Annotated in this window: 16 protein-coding genes; 8 read left to right on the forward strand and 8 right to left on the reverse strand. The window is 43.7% G+C overall.

Features of this window, described 5'->3' with window-relative positions; genetic code table 11:
• The first annotated feature begins 16 nt into the window (after positions 1–16).
• The 5 genes from surA to OCV19_RS14245 all read left to right on the forward strand — a co-directional run bounded on the left by surA (position 17) and on the right by OCV19_RS14245 (position 4,408).
• Complete coding sequence (surA, locus tag OCV19_RS14225; RefSeq protein ID WP_048609649.1) at positions 17–1,315, forward strand: peptidylprolyl isomerase SurA; 1,299 nt, start codon at positions 17–19, stop codon at positions 1,313–1,315.
• Entirely contained in the window at positions 1,302–2,294 is a 993-nt protein-coding gene (gene pdxA / locus OCV19_RS14230; protein ID WP_065676149.1) for a 4-hydroxythreonine-4-phosphate dehydrogenase PdxA, read from the forward strand. The genes surA and pdxA overlap by 14 nt, the downstream gene beginning before the upstream one ends.
• Complete coding sequence (gene rsmA, locus OCV19_RS14235) at positions 2,291–3,106, forward strand: 16S rRNA (adenine(1518)-N(6)/adenine(1519)-N(6))-dimethyltransferase RsmA (protein ID WP_017062942.1); 816 nt, start codon at positions 2,291–2,293, stop codon at positions 3,104–3,106. The genes pdxA and rsmA overlap by 4 nt, the downstream gene beginning before the upstream one ends.
• Positions 3,107–3,194: 88 nt before the next feature.
• A complete protein-coding gene (apaG, locus tag OCV19_RS14240; RefSeq protein WP_004735899.1) occupies positions 3,195–3,575 on the forward strand; it encodes a Co2+/Mg2+ efflux protein ApaG in 381 nt (126 codons plus the stop codon).
• Between the two features lie 29 nt (positions 3,576–3,604).
• Positions 3,605–4,408 (forward strand): symmetrical bis(5'-nucleosyl)-tetraphosphatase, encoded by an 804-nt coding sequence (locus OCV19_RS14245; protein ID WP_065676150.1) that lies wholly within the window; start codon positions 3,605–3,607, stop codon positions 4,406–4,408.
• Between the two features lie 56 nt (positions 4,409–4,464).
• On the opposite strand, the gene folA is transcribed toward OCV19_RS14245, so the two are convergent.
• The 6 genes from folA to rplU form a co-directional block, all read right to left on the reverse strand.
• Positions 4,465–4,944, reverse strand: coding sequence for a type 3 dihydrofolate reductase (gene folA, locus OCV19_RS14250; RefSeq protein ID WP_065676151.1), 480 nt, complete (start codon positions 4,942–4,944; stop codon positions 4,465–4,467).
• A 36-nt stretch (positions 4,945–4,980) separates the two neighbouring features.
• On the reverse strand, positions 4,981–5,454 hold the full coding sequence (locus OCV19_RS14255) for a threonine/serine exporter family protein (protein WP_017062945.1): 474 nt from the start codon (positions 5,452–5,454) through the stop codon (positions 4,981–4,983).
• Positions 5,454–6,221, reverse strand: a complete 768-nt coding sequence (locus OCV19_RS14260; protein ID WP_048657975.1) for a threonine/serine exporter family protein — start codon at positions 6,219–6,221, stop codon at positions 5,454–5,456. Before OCV19_RS14260 ends, OCV19_RS14255 begins: the two co-directional genes overlap by 1 nt.
• A gap of 328 nt (positions 6,222–6,549) precedes the next feature.
• On the reverse strand, positions 6,550–7,722 hold the full coding sequence (gene cgtA / locus OCV19_RS14265; RefSeq protein ID WP_017061377.1) for an Obg family GTPase CgtA: 1,173 nt from the start codon (positions 7,720–7,722) through the stop codon (positions 6,550–6,552).
• Between the two features lie 323 nt (positions 7,723–8,045).
• Complete coding sequence (gene rpmA, locus OCV19_RS14270; RefSeq protein WP_004735905.1) at positions 8,046–8,303, reverse strand: 50S ribosomal protein L27; 258 nt, start codon at positions 8,301–8,303, stop codon at positions 8,046–8,048.
• Between the two features lie 19 nt (positions 8,304–8,322).
• A complete protein-coding gene (rplU, locus tag OCV19_RS14275; RefSeq protein WP_004740823.1) occupies positions 8,323–8,634 on the reverse strand; it encodes a 50S ribosomal protein L21 in 312 nt (103 codons plus the stop codon).
• Between the two features lie 268 nt (positions 8,635–8,902).
• On the opposite strand from rplU, the gene ispB reads away from it, so the two are divergent.
• On the forward strand, positions 8,903–9,874 hold the full coding sequence (gene ispB, locus OCV19_RS14280) for an octaprenyl diphosphate synthase (RefSeq protein WP_065676152.1): 972 nt from the start codon (positions 8,903–8,905) through the stop codon (positions 9,872–9,874).
• Positions 9,875–9,977: 103 nt separating this feature from the next.
• Here the strand turns inward: ispB and OCV19_RS14285 are convergent, their stop codons facing one another.
• On the reverse strand, positions 9,978–10,169 hold the full coding sequence (locus tag OCV19_RS14285) for a hypothetical protein (protein ID WP_065676189.1): 192 nt from the start codon (positions 10,167–10,169) through the stop codon (positions 9,978–9,980).
• Between the two features lie 123 nt (positions 10,170–10,292).
• Positions 10,293–11,228 (reverse strand): malate dehydrogenase, encoded by a 936-nt coding sequence (mdh, locus tag OCV19_RS14290; RefSeq protein ID WP_009847834.1) that lies wholly within the window; start codon positions 11,226–11,228, stop codon positions 10,293–10,295.
• Between the two features lie 332 nt (positions 11,229–11,560).
• On the opposite strand from mdh, the gene argR reads away from it, so the two are divergent.
• Together argR and OCV19_RS14300 are read left to right on the forward strand one after the other, a co-directional pair.
• Complete coding sequence (argR, locus tag OCV19_RS14295; RefSeq protein ID WP_004740827.1) at positions 11,561–12,031, forward strand: transcriptional regulator ArgR; 471 nt, start codon at positions 11,561–11,563, stop codon at positions 12,029–12,031.
• 342 nt (positions 12,032–12,373) lie between these two features.
• Positions 12,374–13,342 carry a TAXI family TRAP transporter solute-binding subunit gene (locus tag OCV19_RS14300; protein WP_017061374.1) on the forward strand — a complete coding sequence of 323 codons (969 nt, stop codon included), beginning with the start codon at positions 12,374–12,376 and terminating at the stop codon, positions 13,340–13,342.
• The last annotated feature ends 110 nt before the right edge of the window (positions 13,343–13,452 follow it).

Here is a 13,452-nt window from a genome sequence, read left to right on the forward strand (position 1 = left end):
ATTTAAAGGATTACACATGACATTGTGGAAACGCACATTAATTGCTATCGCAGCGACTTGTACTTTATCAACAAGCTTTGCAGCGCCAGTCGAGCTAGACAGCGTAAAAGTTATCGTTAACGAAGGCGTTATCTTACAAAGCGACATCGATGCTTCGATGAAGACGCTGCGTGCAAACGCTAAGAAAAGCGGGCAAACATTGCCATCGCAAGATGTGCTCAATGAGCAAGTACTAGAAAAACTGATCATCGATACTATTCAAACTCAAGAAGCGGAACGTATTGGTGTACGTATCGATGATGCTCGACTTGATCAAGCAATCGAAGGCATCGCGAAAGACAACAACCAAACAGTTGAACAACTTACCGCATCGGTTGCGGAAGAAGGCCTTAGCTACAATGCATTTCGTGAGCAAGTAAGAAAAGAGATTGCAGCAAGTGAAGCTCGTAACGCCTTAGTTCGTCGTCGTATTAATATCCTTCCAGCAGAAGTAGACAACCTAGCGGATATCTTAGCGCAAGAGACTAATGCGACCGTTCAATACAAAATTGGCCACATTCAACTGCGCTTTAATGATGACCAAACCAAAGAAGAGCTAGAAGCGCAAGCTACCGAATTGGTTGAAGAACTGAACTCAGGCAAAGATTTCAGCACCATGGCATATACTTACTCTAAGGGTCCTAAAGCACTGCAAGGTGGCGATTGGGGCTGGATGCGTAAAGAAGAGATGCCAACCATTTTTGCTGACCAGATCAAAATGCAAAATAAAGGCAGTATCATTGGCCCTTTCCGTAGCGGTGTAGGTTTCCACATCCTGAAAATTGAAGATGTGAAAGGCCTAGAAACTGTTGCGGTAACTGAGGTGAATGCACGTCATATTTTGATTAAGCCTACAGTGATCCTAAGTGACGATGGCGCGAAGGAGCAACTTGAAGAGATCACGCGCCGCGTAAACGCAGGTGAAGCTAGCTTTGGTGACCTTGCGCAGCAATACAGCCAAGATCCAGGTTCTGCAGTACAAGATGGTGAACTAGGCTACCAAACACCAGATTTGTATGTACCAGAGTTCAAACACCAAGTAGAAACGCTACCTGAAGGCAAAATCAGTGCGCCATTCAAAACCGTACACGGTTGGCACATTGTTGAAGTACTAGACCGTCGCGAAGTAGACCGCACCGATTCGGCTTTGAAAAACAAGGCTTACCAAATTCTATTTAACCGTAAATTCAACGAAGAAGCGGGAGCTTGGCTACAAGAAGTAAGAGCAAGTGCCTTTGTTGAGATGGTTGAGGACGATCAAGATGACAACAACTAAACGTATTGTCATAACCGCAGGTGAACCAGCAGGGATAGGCCCAGATTTAACTTTGGCTCTATCTCAAGAAAGTTGGCCTCATCAACTCGTGGTTTGTGCTGATAAAACACTGCTATCCGAGCGAGCAAAAATCCTTGGTATCGAAGTCGATCTGCTAGATTATGACGTAAACGCAGCTAAGCAACCGCAACGCGCTGGCACGCTGGTAGTGAAACACGTTCCACTTGCTGAAGCGGCAGTTGCAGGTCAACTCAACGAGGCTAATGGTCATTACGTATTAAATACTTTAGAAACCGCAGCAATTGGCTGTATGAATGATGAATTTGATGCTATTGTCACCGGCCCCGTTCACAAGGGTGTAATTAACCGAGCTGGCGTTGCTTTTAGCGGCCATACCGAGTTCTTTGCAGAGAAGTCCAATACACCACTGGTGGTGATGATGTTGGCAACTGAAGGGCTGCGTGTTGCGCTAGTAACAACGCACATCCCACTAGCTTATGTATCTCAAGCTGTGACCGAAGACAGATTAGAGCAAATTATTGCTATTCTGAATAAAGATTTGGTTGAGAAATTTGCTATTGAGAAACCAACTATCTACGTATGTGGCTTGAATCCACATGCTGGTGAAGATGGTTGTTTAGGGCGTGAAGAGATTGAAACCATCACCCCGACGCTAGAAAAAATTCGCCAAAAAGATGGCATCAATTTAGTTGGCCCATTGCCAGCAGATACCATCTTTAATGAAAAATATTTGCAAGATGCAGATGCTGTTTTAGGTATGTATCACGACCAAGTACTCCCGGTATTGAAATACAAAGGGTTTGGTCGCTCAGTGAACATCACGCTTGGCTTACCGTTTATTCGCACATCAGTCGACCACGGTACCGCCTTAGACTTGGCAGGGAAAGGCCAAGCCGATACAGGGAGCTTTAGAACAGCGCTCACGCACGCCATTGAATTAGTAGAGAAAAAGCAATGAGAAATGATGTCCACTTAGGGCACAAAGCGCGTAAACGTTTTGGTCAAAACTTCCTTAACGATCCATACATTATTGATGGCATCGTATCGAGCATTAACCCATTACCTGGTCAAAACTTGGTAGAGATCGGTCCTGGTCTAGGCGCAATTACTGAGCCTGTGGGTAAGCTTGTCGATAAATTTACTGTTATCGAATTGGATAGAGACCTTGCAGAACGTCTGCGTAACCATCCGGATCTGGCTGATAAGCTAACGATCCGTGAAGGCGATGCGATGAAGTTCGACTTCCAAGAACTGGTTAAACCAAACAACAAGCTACGTATTTTTGGTAACTTGCCATACAACATCTCTACACCATTGATGTTCCACCTTTTTGAATTCCATAAAGACGTGCAAGACATGCACTTTATGCTTCAAAAAGAAGTGGTTAACCGTCTAGCCGCTGGCCCAGGCAGCAAAGCTTACGGCCGTCTTACTGTGATGGCTCAGTACTACTGTAAAGTGACACCTGTGCTAGAAGTGCCACCAACGGCCTTCGTTCCGCCACCGAAAGTAGACTCTGCAGTTGTTCGCCTACAGCCATACGAAGTGCTGCCTTACCCGGCAAAAGATCTGAAATGGCTTGATCGCGTATGTCGTGAAGGCTTTAACCAGCGTCGTAAAACGGTTCGTAACTGCTACAAGAGCTTGATCGATAAGGAAGTACTGGAAGAGCTTGGTATCAACCCAAGCATGCGCCCTGAGAACTTAACGCTCGAGCAGTTTGTCGACATGGCAAACTGGTTGTACGACAGTCACAACGCTGACAAATAAATAAAAAAGGCTCCTACACTTCGGTTAGGAGCCTTTTTTATGTAATACTTTAATTACATTAAGTATATCAACAACAAAAGGTGCGAATATGGATATATCTACGCCTTGTATCAAATGCCAGGTTCACTCTAAGTACATAGAAGAACAATCTGAGCCTACCAAGAATCGTTACGTCTTCGCCTACATTATAACGATCAAAAACCTCAGTAAAACAACGGTGCAGCTTATGTCTCGCCGCTGGCTTATTACCGACTCTAACGGCAAGCAACTCACCATTGAGGGTGATGGTGTAGTTGGGCAACAACCCGTGATTGAAGCCAACGACGAATACACCTACACAAGTGGCACTGTCATCGAAACCCCTGTTGGCGTTATGCAAGGTCACTATGTGATGACCGATAACAAGGGCATTGATTTTATTACCGAAGTTGACCCATTCAGACTCGCAATCCCTAATATTCTTAATTAGCCATACATCCGTATCTACAGGAAATTATTGTGTCGAATTATATTGTCGGAGACATCCAAGGGTGCTTCGACGAACTTCAATTACTGCTTGAAACCATCAACTTTGATAAACACCAAGATACTTTATGGGTCGCTGGAGACTTAGTTGCTCGAGGCCCTAAATCATTGGAGACGCTACGCTTTATTCGTAGCCTTGGTGACGCAGCTAAGGTTGTATTAGGCAACCACGACTTACACCTTTTGGCGGTGTCCTTAGGGCTATTTCCAGCGAAACCAAAAGATAAGACTCAAGCCATTCTTGATGCTGAAGATCGTGAAGTGCTACTCGAATGGTTAAGACAACAGCCTTTGCTTCAGGAACATCCAGAGTTCGTGATGTGCCATGCGGGTATCTCACCTCAGTGGAATATAGAAAGAGCACGTATTGAAAATCGAGAGATCGTATCCTTGCTGAAGTCGGACAGGTGGCAATGGCTAATCGAAAACATGTACAGCAACGCACCTGATTTATGGCATCAGGATTTACATGATATTGAGCGCTATCGCTATGCAATCAATAGCTTTACAAGAATGCGCTTCTGTTTTGAAGACGGTCGACTCGACATGGCATGTAAGCTACCACCCAATGAAATTACCGATGAACCATTAGTACCGTGGTTTGACCTTCCACAACGCATAAAGCTCGATAAAACCGTTGTTTTTGGACACTGGGCTGCACTTGAAGGCTATAACGGAAAAGACGTGATTGGACTTGATACTGGCTGCGTTTGGGGAGGAGACTTAACCGCACTTCGCTGGGAAGACAAACAGTTTTTTACTCAAGAAGCGTTATAGATATATGAAACACTTGCGCTACTCGTGCAGCAGCGCAAGTGTTTTTAAATTAGGAGTTAACGCTCGAGAATCACAAACTCCATGTTGTGTTTGTTTTTCTCGTCAGCTTGATAGCTCTCGTTAAAGCTCTGCTTCCAACCTTCTCCCCAGTCTGGAAATTGTGTATCACCATCGACATCAAAATCGATATAAGTCAGATACAACTTGTCTGCTTTAGGTAGGCAAGTTTCATAGATTGAACCACCACCGATAATCATCACTTCATCGACATCGTTGACCAGCTCTAGTGCTTTATCAATCGAAGTAACAGTCGTCACCCCTTCAATTTCCAAGCTCGCATCACGGCTAATCACAACGTTTAATCGACCAGGTAAAGGACGCCCGATCGAATCATAGGTTTTACGCCCCATGACTACAGGCTTACCCATAGTCGAGCGTTTAAACCATGCAAAATCCGCAGGCAAGTGCCAAGGCATCTGGTTGTCTTTACCTATTACACGGTTATTGGCCATTGCTGCAATCATACTGATGATCATAAATCGAAAGTCCTGTCCCTAAAAAGAAAATTAACGCTAGACGATAGGTCTGCGTCGGTAGAATAACAGCCCTGGTACAGCTAAGCCAACCGCCAGTCCAGCGATAATAAACATTGATTTCAAAAAGTTCTCCATCAACATTGCCAGTAACTCAGGCGTATAGCCTGCCCTGTTAATCTCTACCATAGCAATCATTGCCTTGAAGGCAAACACGCCTGGGACCATAGGAATCAAGGCTGCAACCGTAAATACCTTAGGATGCGCTAACAGTTTATGTGACCAATGAACCCCTATCATGCCAACCACCGTCGCGGCAAAGAACGTTGCCCATTCGATTGGAATACCAAAGTGCATCATCAGATAACGGCTACCATGGCCGATAGAGCCGCCAAGTGCACAATAAATTAAAGCGCGTTGCGGGACGTTAAACACCAATGCGAATCCAACCGCAGGAATCGCGGCGAAAAACATATCATTGAGCAAACCTAAAAACAGTTCGAAAATACTCATTAGCTCGCCCATCCCCAAACATCCGATAAACTCATCGCTGCCACAATACCCAAGCTCGTCGCCAAAGTTAATAAGCTGGCCATGGTAAAGCGCGCTAACCCCATATTAATATGGCCTTTAAGCATATCAGCGACAGAGTTAATCAGAGGGAAGCCGGGTACTAACATCAATACCGATGAAGCCATCACGATCGTGGGCTGTCCGCCAATATTGTAAAGTACGGCTTGAGCAGAGATGGTAGTGGTAACGAATGCGGTGATCGCAAAATTTAATAAAGGATTGAAATGACGATGGCCAATTTCTTGTCTGACGATCATGCCACAGGCTGAAGCAATAAAAGTCATCATGAATACCTGCCAATCTCCGCCCGCAAGACGGCTAAAAGAGGCACATGATAATCCTATCATCACAACCACTAGCCAACGGTTGTAGCGCTCGGGGCTGATGTTTTGAATCTTTTTATACGCCAAATCATAATCAAGAATTCCCTTCTCCATCATGATGCAAATGCGTTGAATGTCAGTGATAACCTGCATGTTAATGCCACGATCAGCACAACTTCGAGTGGTGGTAATACAGTGATCATCCATCACAGTAGTAACAACAAGCGCATTGGCTGACAGTGCGACTTCAACCTCATTCACCCCACAAGCAATGCCGATACGGCGCATGATATCGCCGACCAGTGTGCTCTCAGCCCCGTGAGCCAGTAACATTTGTCCCGATTGAGCGACAAGTCTTGAGATCGCTCTTTGCTTTGATGCCATGATTTCCTTCCCATAGGCGTTATACCATCACAGTAAGTAAGTGTTCAGAAATAGCGCAGGAAAAAAGCTTGAGAACAAGGCAGAGATTTTCGATAAGTAGTTATTCTACAATCAAAATCTCTAACGCAGTTATCGAGCGTTTTAACAAGCTAGGGTGACCAGTTATTTACTACGATTGGTATTAATTATCTAGAAATAAAGTCTGCATTAAAATTCGACAGTACATAATGATTTAGATACAAAAAAACCGCAATTTTCATTGCGGTTTAATAAAACTATCAGTGTACTTGGAAAAAGCGACCGATGATTTATGAGAAGTTAAGAGGGATTAGTCACGAACATAGATAACATGACCGTCATCTTCTTCGTCATCCCAATCGTCCCAATCGTCGTCATCTTCAGTAACAACATTCTTACCGCTCATCGCATCTTTATGGTAGTCATCCCACATAAAGTCTACTTTTTCTTCTTCTTCAACTTCTACAACTTCACGAGGTAAGTTTTCCATAAACTCACCTAGTTTGAAGCAAAGATCTTTGGTGCCGATTTTATTCACAGCAGAGATCTTGAAGTACTCGCCTTCCCAGCCCAAAGCATCGATGATTTCTTGAATCTTTTCGTCTGCTTCGTCTTCTGGCATTAGGTCAACTTTGTTGAACACTAACCAACGAGGTTTCTGTGAAACTTTTTCACTGTATTGCTCAAGCTCATCGATGATCGTTAGTGCATTCTGAATAGGATCAGATTGATCGATCGGCATAATGTCGATCATATGCAGAAGAACACGACAACGCTCAAGGTGCTTGAGGAAACGAATGCCAAGGCCAGCGCCATCAGCTGCGCCTTCAATTAGACCAGGGATATCGGCAACAACGAAGCTCTTTTCAGGGACAACACTTACCACACCCAAGCTTGGGATCAAGGTAGTGAACGGGTAATCAGCCACTTTTGGTTTCGCAGCAGATACTGAACGAATAAAAGTAGATTTACCTGCGTTTGGTAGGCCAAGCATACCAACGTCAGCTAATAGAAGAAGCTCTAAACGCAGTTCACGAACTTCGCCTTTAGTACCCATTGTCTTTTGACGAGGAGCACGGTTAACAGACGATTTAAAACGCGTGTTACCAAGACCGTGCCAACCACCTTTACCAACCATTACTTTCTTGCCGTGTTCAGCAACTTCAGCAACGATTTCGTTGGTGTGGATATCAACTGCACGCGTACCAACTGGTACTTTCAGCGTAATGTCTTTACCACGTTTGCCAGTACAGTTACCACCGCGACCATTTTCACCACGCTCTGCGTTGTAAAAACGTTGGAAACGGTAATCGATCAGTGTGTTTAAGTTCTCATCCGCTTGGATGTAAACATCACCGCCGTCACCACCGTCGCCGCCATCAGGGCCACCTTTAGCGACGAATTTTTCGCGCCAAAAGCTTACTGTACCATTACCGCCATCACCGGCTTCTATTTTTACTACCGCTTCATCAACGAATTTCATTTTTTAACTCCGCACTTACGTTGCGTTACCACTCATCAAGGAGTGATATAAATTCTAGCAGATCCGTGTTTAGATCGATCACCTAAGATCTAGGCCGACCTGCAACCAAGGAACAAATAAGGAGAGGTTCTTTGCTTCTTATTTTTTACAAAACAAACGGCTTCTTAAAAACCAAACTGTTTCTCAAAAATAAAACGGCTTCTCAAAACCAAAACAAGAGCGTCTGCTTTTTTATTCTTGCTATAAATAAAAAACCCTGCCGAATCGGCAGGGCTTTTGAATTCAGCTTGAAAGCTAATAACATAATCTAGTTAAAGATTAAATTACTCAGCTTCGATGCTTACAAACTTACGGTTTTTAGGACCTTTAACAGCAAATTTCACTTTACCTTCAGTAAGAGCGAAAAGAGTGTGGTCTTTACCGATGCCAACGTTTGTGCCAGCGTGGAACTTAGTACCACGTTGACGAACGATGATGTTACCTGCAAGAACAGATTCACCACCAAAACGCTTAACACCAAGACGTTTGCTTTCTGAATCGCGGCCGTTATTAGTAGAACCGCCAGCTTTTTTATGTGCCATTGTTAAACTCTCCTAATACTTAAGCGTTAATGCCAGTGATTTTCACTTCAGTGAACCACTGACGGTGACCAGCTTGCTTACGCGAGTGCTTACGACGACGGAACTTAACGATTTTTACTTTATCGCCACGACCGTGTTGTACTACTTCTGCAGTAACCTTGCCACCTTCAACAAGAGGTGCACCAACAGCGATTTCTTCGCCGTTAGCAACAAGAAGAACTTTATCAAATTCAACAGTTGCACCAGTTTCAACGTCTAATTTCTCTAAACGAAGTGTTTGACCTTCGCTTACTCGGTGTTGTTTGCCACCAGATTGGAAAACAGCGTACATATTTTACTCCGCTTTTTCCGCACAGCCTATGGTTGTTAATTGTACAACTCGGGTGTGCGCTAAACTAATCAATAGGGCGCAGATTCTACGGGAATCATGGCGCTATGACAAGCCATATTTTTAAAAAATTGGCGAAAACCTGTTCGCCAAAGAAAAGTGCGGCAATCATGCCCTTTAGCGATGTATTAATCAACGTTTTTTAGTGTATTATTCAACAATTAAATACAACGTATAAGCCTTACAGGGTCTAACTTCAGCCGGATGAACAATGGATTTTAAAGCTATCCAAACGCTTACTGCCAATGATATGGCAAAAGTGAATGAAACAATTCAAGCCCAACTTAATTCTGACGTAAGTTTAATCAACCAGCTTGGTTTTTATATCGTTAGCGGTGGTGGCAAACGCCTACGCCCTTTGCTTGCTCTTTTATCTGCTCGCGCACTTGGTTATCAAGGTGAAGCTCATATCACCTCTGCAACCTTTATCGAGTTTATTCACACCGCAACCCTGCTTCACGACGATGTTGTCGATGAATCAGACATGAGACGCGGTAAAGCGACGGCCAATGCCGCTTTTGGTAATGCCGCTAGCGTTTTGGTGGGTGACTTTATCTACACACGCTCATTCCAAATGATGACAACGCTAGGATCTTTAAAGATCCTTGAGCTAATGAGTGAAGCGGTAAACGTGATTGCCGAGGGTGAAGTTCAACAATTAATGAACTGCAATAACCCAGACACCACAGAAGAAAGCTACATGCAGGTGATCTACTCTAAGACTGCTCGTTTGTTCGAAGCTGCGACCCAAATCGGTGCGATTCTTACTGAGTCATCACCAGAGATCGAAACAGCAATGCAGAACTATGGTAAATACCTAGGCACCGCTTTCCAACTGATTGACGATGTGATGGATTACACTGCAGATGGTAAAGAGATGGGTAAAAACGTTGGTGACGATCTAGCCGAAGGCAAACCAACACTGCCTCTACTTTACGCAATGCATAATGGCTCTCCTGAACAAGCAAGCATGATTCGTGAAGCGATTGAGAAAGCGAACGGCATGGAACGTCTTGACGATATTATGGCTGTAATGAAAGAGACAGGCTCTTTAGAGTACACAACAAATAAAGCCTACGAAGAGGCCGATAAAGCCATCGCTGAGCTTTCTGTACTTCCTGACTCAGAATATAAGCAAGCGCTAACCACGCTCGCACACTTAGCTGTTAAACGCAGTAAGTAAGCAGGTTAATAGACAACTCGCTTCTAGCTTCTATATAAATAACAAAAAAGAGCCTCAGGGCTCTTTTGTTGGTTTTCAACAAATATTTGTAAGAGCGCCAAATTCAATATCGGCTCGCTTCTAATGATAACGGCAGTTGTGCTTCAATCTCTTTAAGCTCTTCCATTGGCACCGCGTATTGATCATGCCCGTTGTAAGTCTCTACTAACGCGTACTGCTCTTGCTCATCAATGACCAATACTTTTCCTAAGTGCCCCATATATTCGACATTCATACCTTTCTGAACAGTAGCCATAACATTTACCTTCACCTTGGTTTGGAGGTACATACGAATAGCTTGAACTTCAGGATCAAAAAAGCCGATCATAATGGCCGGCCCTTATTAATTAGCTTAAGACTAAGTTAAATAGCGTTTTGCTTATTTAGCGAATTCAACACCAATCTCGATGTCGCCATTTAGCGTTTCAAGCATGCTATCTAAAGCGTTACGTTCGAAGTCGCTCAGCTCACCGTAGCTAAGGATCGCTTCAGCGCCCTCTTTGCCTAGTTTAACTGGCTGTGCGAAGAATGGAGCGTGCTCGCCTTCACCTTCAACGTATGCACATTCAATCACGTTTTCTTCACCTTGAAGTGCTTTAACTAGTGCAAGACCGAAACGACAAGCCGCTTGACCCATAGACAGTGTCGCACTGCCGCCGCCAGCTTTAGCTTCTACTACTTCAGTACCTGCATTTTGGATGCGAGTCGTTAGCGCTGCAATTTCTTCATCAGTGAACTCTACGCCTTCAACTTGAGAAAGTAGAGGAAGAATCGTTACACCTGAGTGACCACCGATAACAGGAACACGGATGTCGCCTGGATCTTTGTCTTTTAGTTCAGCAACGAACGTTTCAGAACGAATCACATCAAGAGTCGTAATACCGAATAGACGACGCTTGTCGTAAACGCCCGCTTTCTTCAGTACTTCAGCCGCGATTGGCACTGTTGTGTTTACTGGGTTAGTAATGATACCAACACAAGCAGTAGGACAAGTAACTGCGATTTTCTCTGCAAGAGACTTAACAATGCCAGCGTTCACATTGAAAAGATCCGCACGATCCATACCAGGCTTACGAGCAACACCCGCTGAAATAAGTACAACATCCGCACCTTCTAGTGCTGGTGTTGGATCTTCACCCGCGTAACCTTTGATCGAAACAGGCGTTGGGATATGGCTAAGATCGGCAGCAACACCCGGTGTTACCGGAGCGATGTCGTAAAGTGCAAGATCTGAACCAGCAGGTAGGCGGTTCTTAAGTAGTAGGGCTAGGGCTTGACCGATGCCACCAGCGGCACCAATAACAGCTACTTTCATTGTTATTCTCCTTGAGAGCTTTCTCTTATAGATTCTTTGTAGGGTAATTCTTGAGCTAAATCTAAGTTAAAAAACTATATTAATCACAAAGTGATTACAATCAATTAACGCTAGCTTTGCGACTTCGCGCAAGTCAATAAAACCGTGCTACACAGCAAGTTCGCATTATGGCGATAATCGACTGAAATAACAAAATAAGTCGTCACAAATAACACATTATTCTATTAAATATTTACAGTGATATGACTAACAAATTACAGGGATGTTTTGGCTAAAATTGAATATGTATGCGAGAATATGCAAACATCTTTGTTAATGAATAAGAATGACATATGCGCAATACAGAAAAGCAAGACAACTTAGTTCGTGCATTTAAAGCCTTACTAAAAGAAGAACGTTTTGGCTCACAAGGCGAAATTGTGGATGCCCTAAAACACGAAGGTTTTGAAAGCATCAACCAGTCTAAAGTCTCGCGTATGTTAACCAAGTTTGGTGCCGTTCGAACTCGTAACGCAAAAATGGAGATGGTTTACTGTCTTCCTGCTGAACTTGGTGTTCCGACCGTTTCTAGCTCTTTACGAGAATTAGTACTAGATATTGACCACAACAATGCATTGGTGGTGATACACACAGGCCCTGGTGCGGCGCAGCTGATTGCTCGTTTATTAGACTCACTAGGTAAGTCGGAAGGTATACTGGGCGTAGTCGCAGGTGATGACACTATCTTCATTACTCCAACGTTATCGGTTACCACTAAGCAACTGTTTGATTCAGTGTGCGAACTGTTTGAATACGCTGGATAATTGATCTCTGCTTCATAATTATCAGCCCTATTAATGGATCACGAGTATCTATTCACTTCGTGATCCAAATCACATCCTAGAATATCCATATATCTCTTCCAAAATCACACTAAATCATTGATTTTAAAAAACTCAGTAGCAAATCAAACACGAGATCCAGACATCATTTGTTAGATTTTTTAGCTATATCTTTTAACATTCGAGTAATTTTCTGCCAATTTTTGATATTATTCAGCCACTTTTTCATCACATGGATTGAAAAAGGTGCCGTTTCCAAATAGGAAACTCCAGAAGCAACTACACTTGTTTCAGGGTTAATAATGAATAAAGGAAGGGAAATTCATGGCATTTACCAAACTTATTAAAGTTGGTGCTATTGCAGCTGCTGTAATGGGCGCTGGCGCTGTTAACGCTCAAGAGTTCATCACGATTGGTACTGGTTCAGTGACGGGTGTTTACTACCCAACTGGTGGTGCGATTTGTAAGCTAGTGAACAAGGGCCGCAAAGACCACAATATTCGTTGTTCTGTAGAGTCTACTGGTGGTTCAATCTACAACGTTAACACCATCCGTGCAGGTGAACTAGATTTCGGTGTTGTTCAATCGGACTGGCAATACCACGGCTACAACGGTACAAGTAAGTTCAAAGATCAGGGCGAATACAAGAAACTTCGCGCTATGTTCTCTCTACATACAGAACCGTTCAACATCATCGCTCGTACTGATGCTGGCATCAACAATGTTTCTGACCTAGCTGGTAAGCGTGTAAACATTGGTAACCCAGGTTCTGGTGACCGTGCAACGATGGGTGTTGTAATGGACGCTATGGGCTGGACTAACGACAGCTTCAAGCTTGCTTCTGAACTTAAAGGTTCTGAGCGTTCACAAGCACTTTGTGATAACAAGATTGATGCATTCATCTACATGGTTGGTCACCCGAACGGATCAATCAAAGAAGCAACAACGTCTTGTGATGCAAAACTGGTTTCAGCAACAGGTCCACAGATCGACAAGATCGTAGCTGAAAACCCATACTACGCTTACAGCACAGTTCCTGCTGGTATGTACCGTGGTACTGACGCTGACGTAAACAGCTTCGGTGTTGCAGCAACTATGGTAACAACTTCAGACGTTTCTGAAGAAGTTGCATACAACGTTGCTAAGGCAGTATTTGAAAACTTTGACACTTTCAAACGCCTACACCCAGCATTTGCTAACCTGAAAAAAGAAGACATGGTTAAAGCGGGTATCTCTATCCCTCTTCACCCAGGCGCAGCAAAATACTACAAAGAAGTGGGCCTTCTAAAGTAACTCTACTTTAAGCCTACTACACCAATAAGGAGGCTAGCCCTCCTTATTGGCTTTTCACGTTTTATAAAAATAATTTAAGTGAAAAGAACAGCCCTTTAAGTTTCTCCAAT

It is taken from the genome of Vibrio celticus (assembly GCF_024347335.1).
Lineage (GTDB): Bacteria > Pseudomonadota > Gammaproteobacteria > Enterobacterales > Vibrionaceae > Vibrio > Vibrio celticus.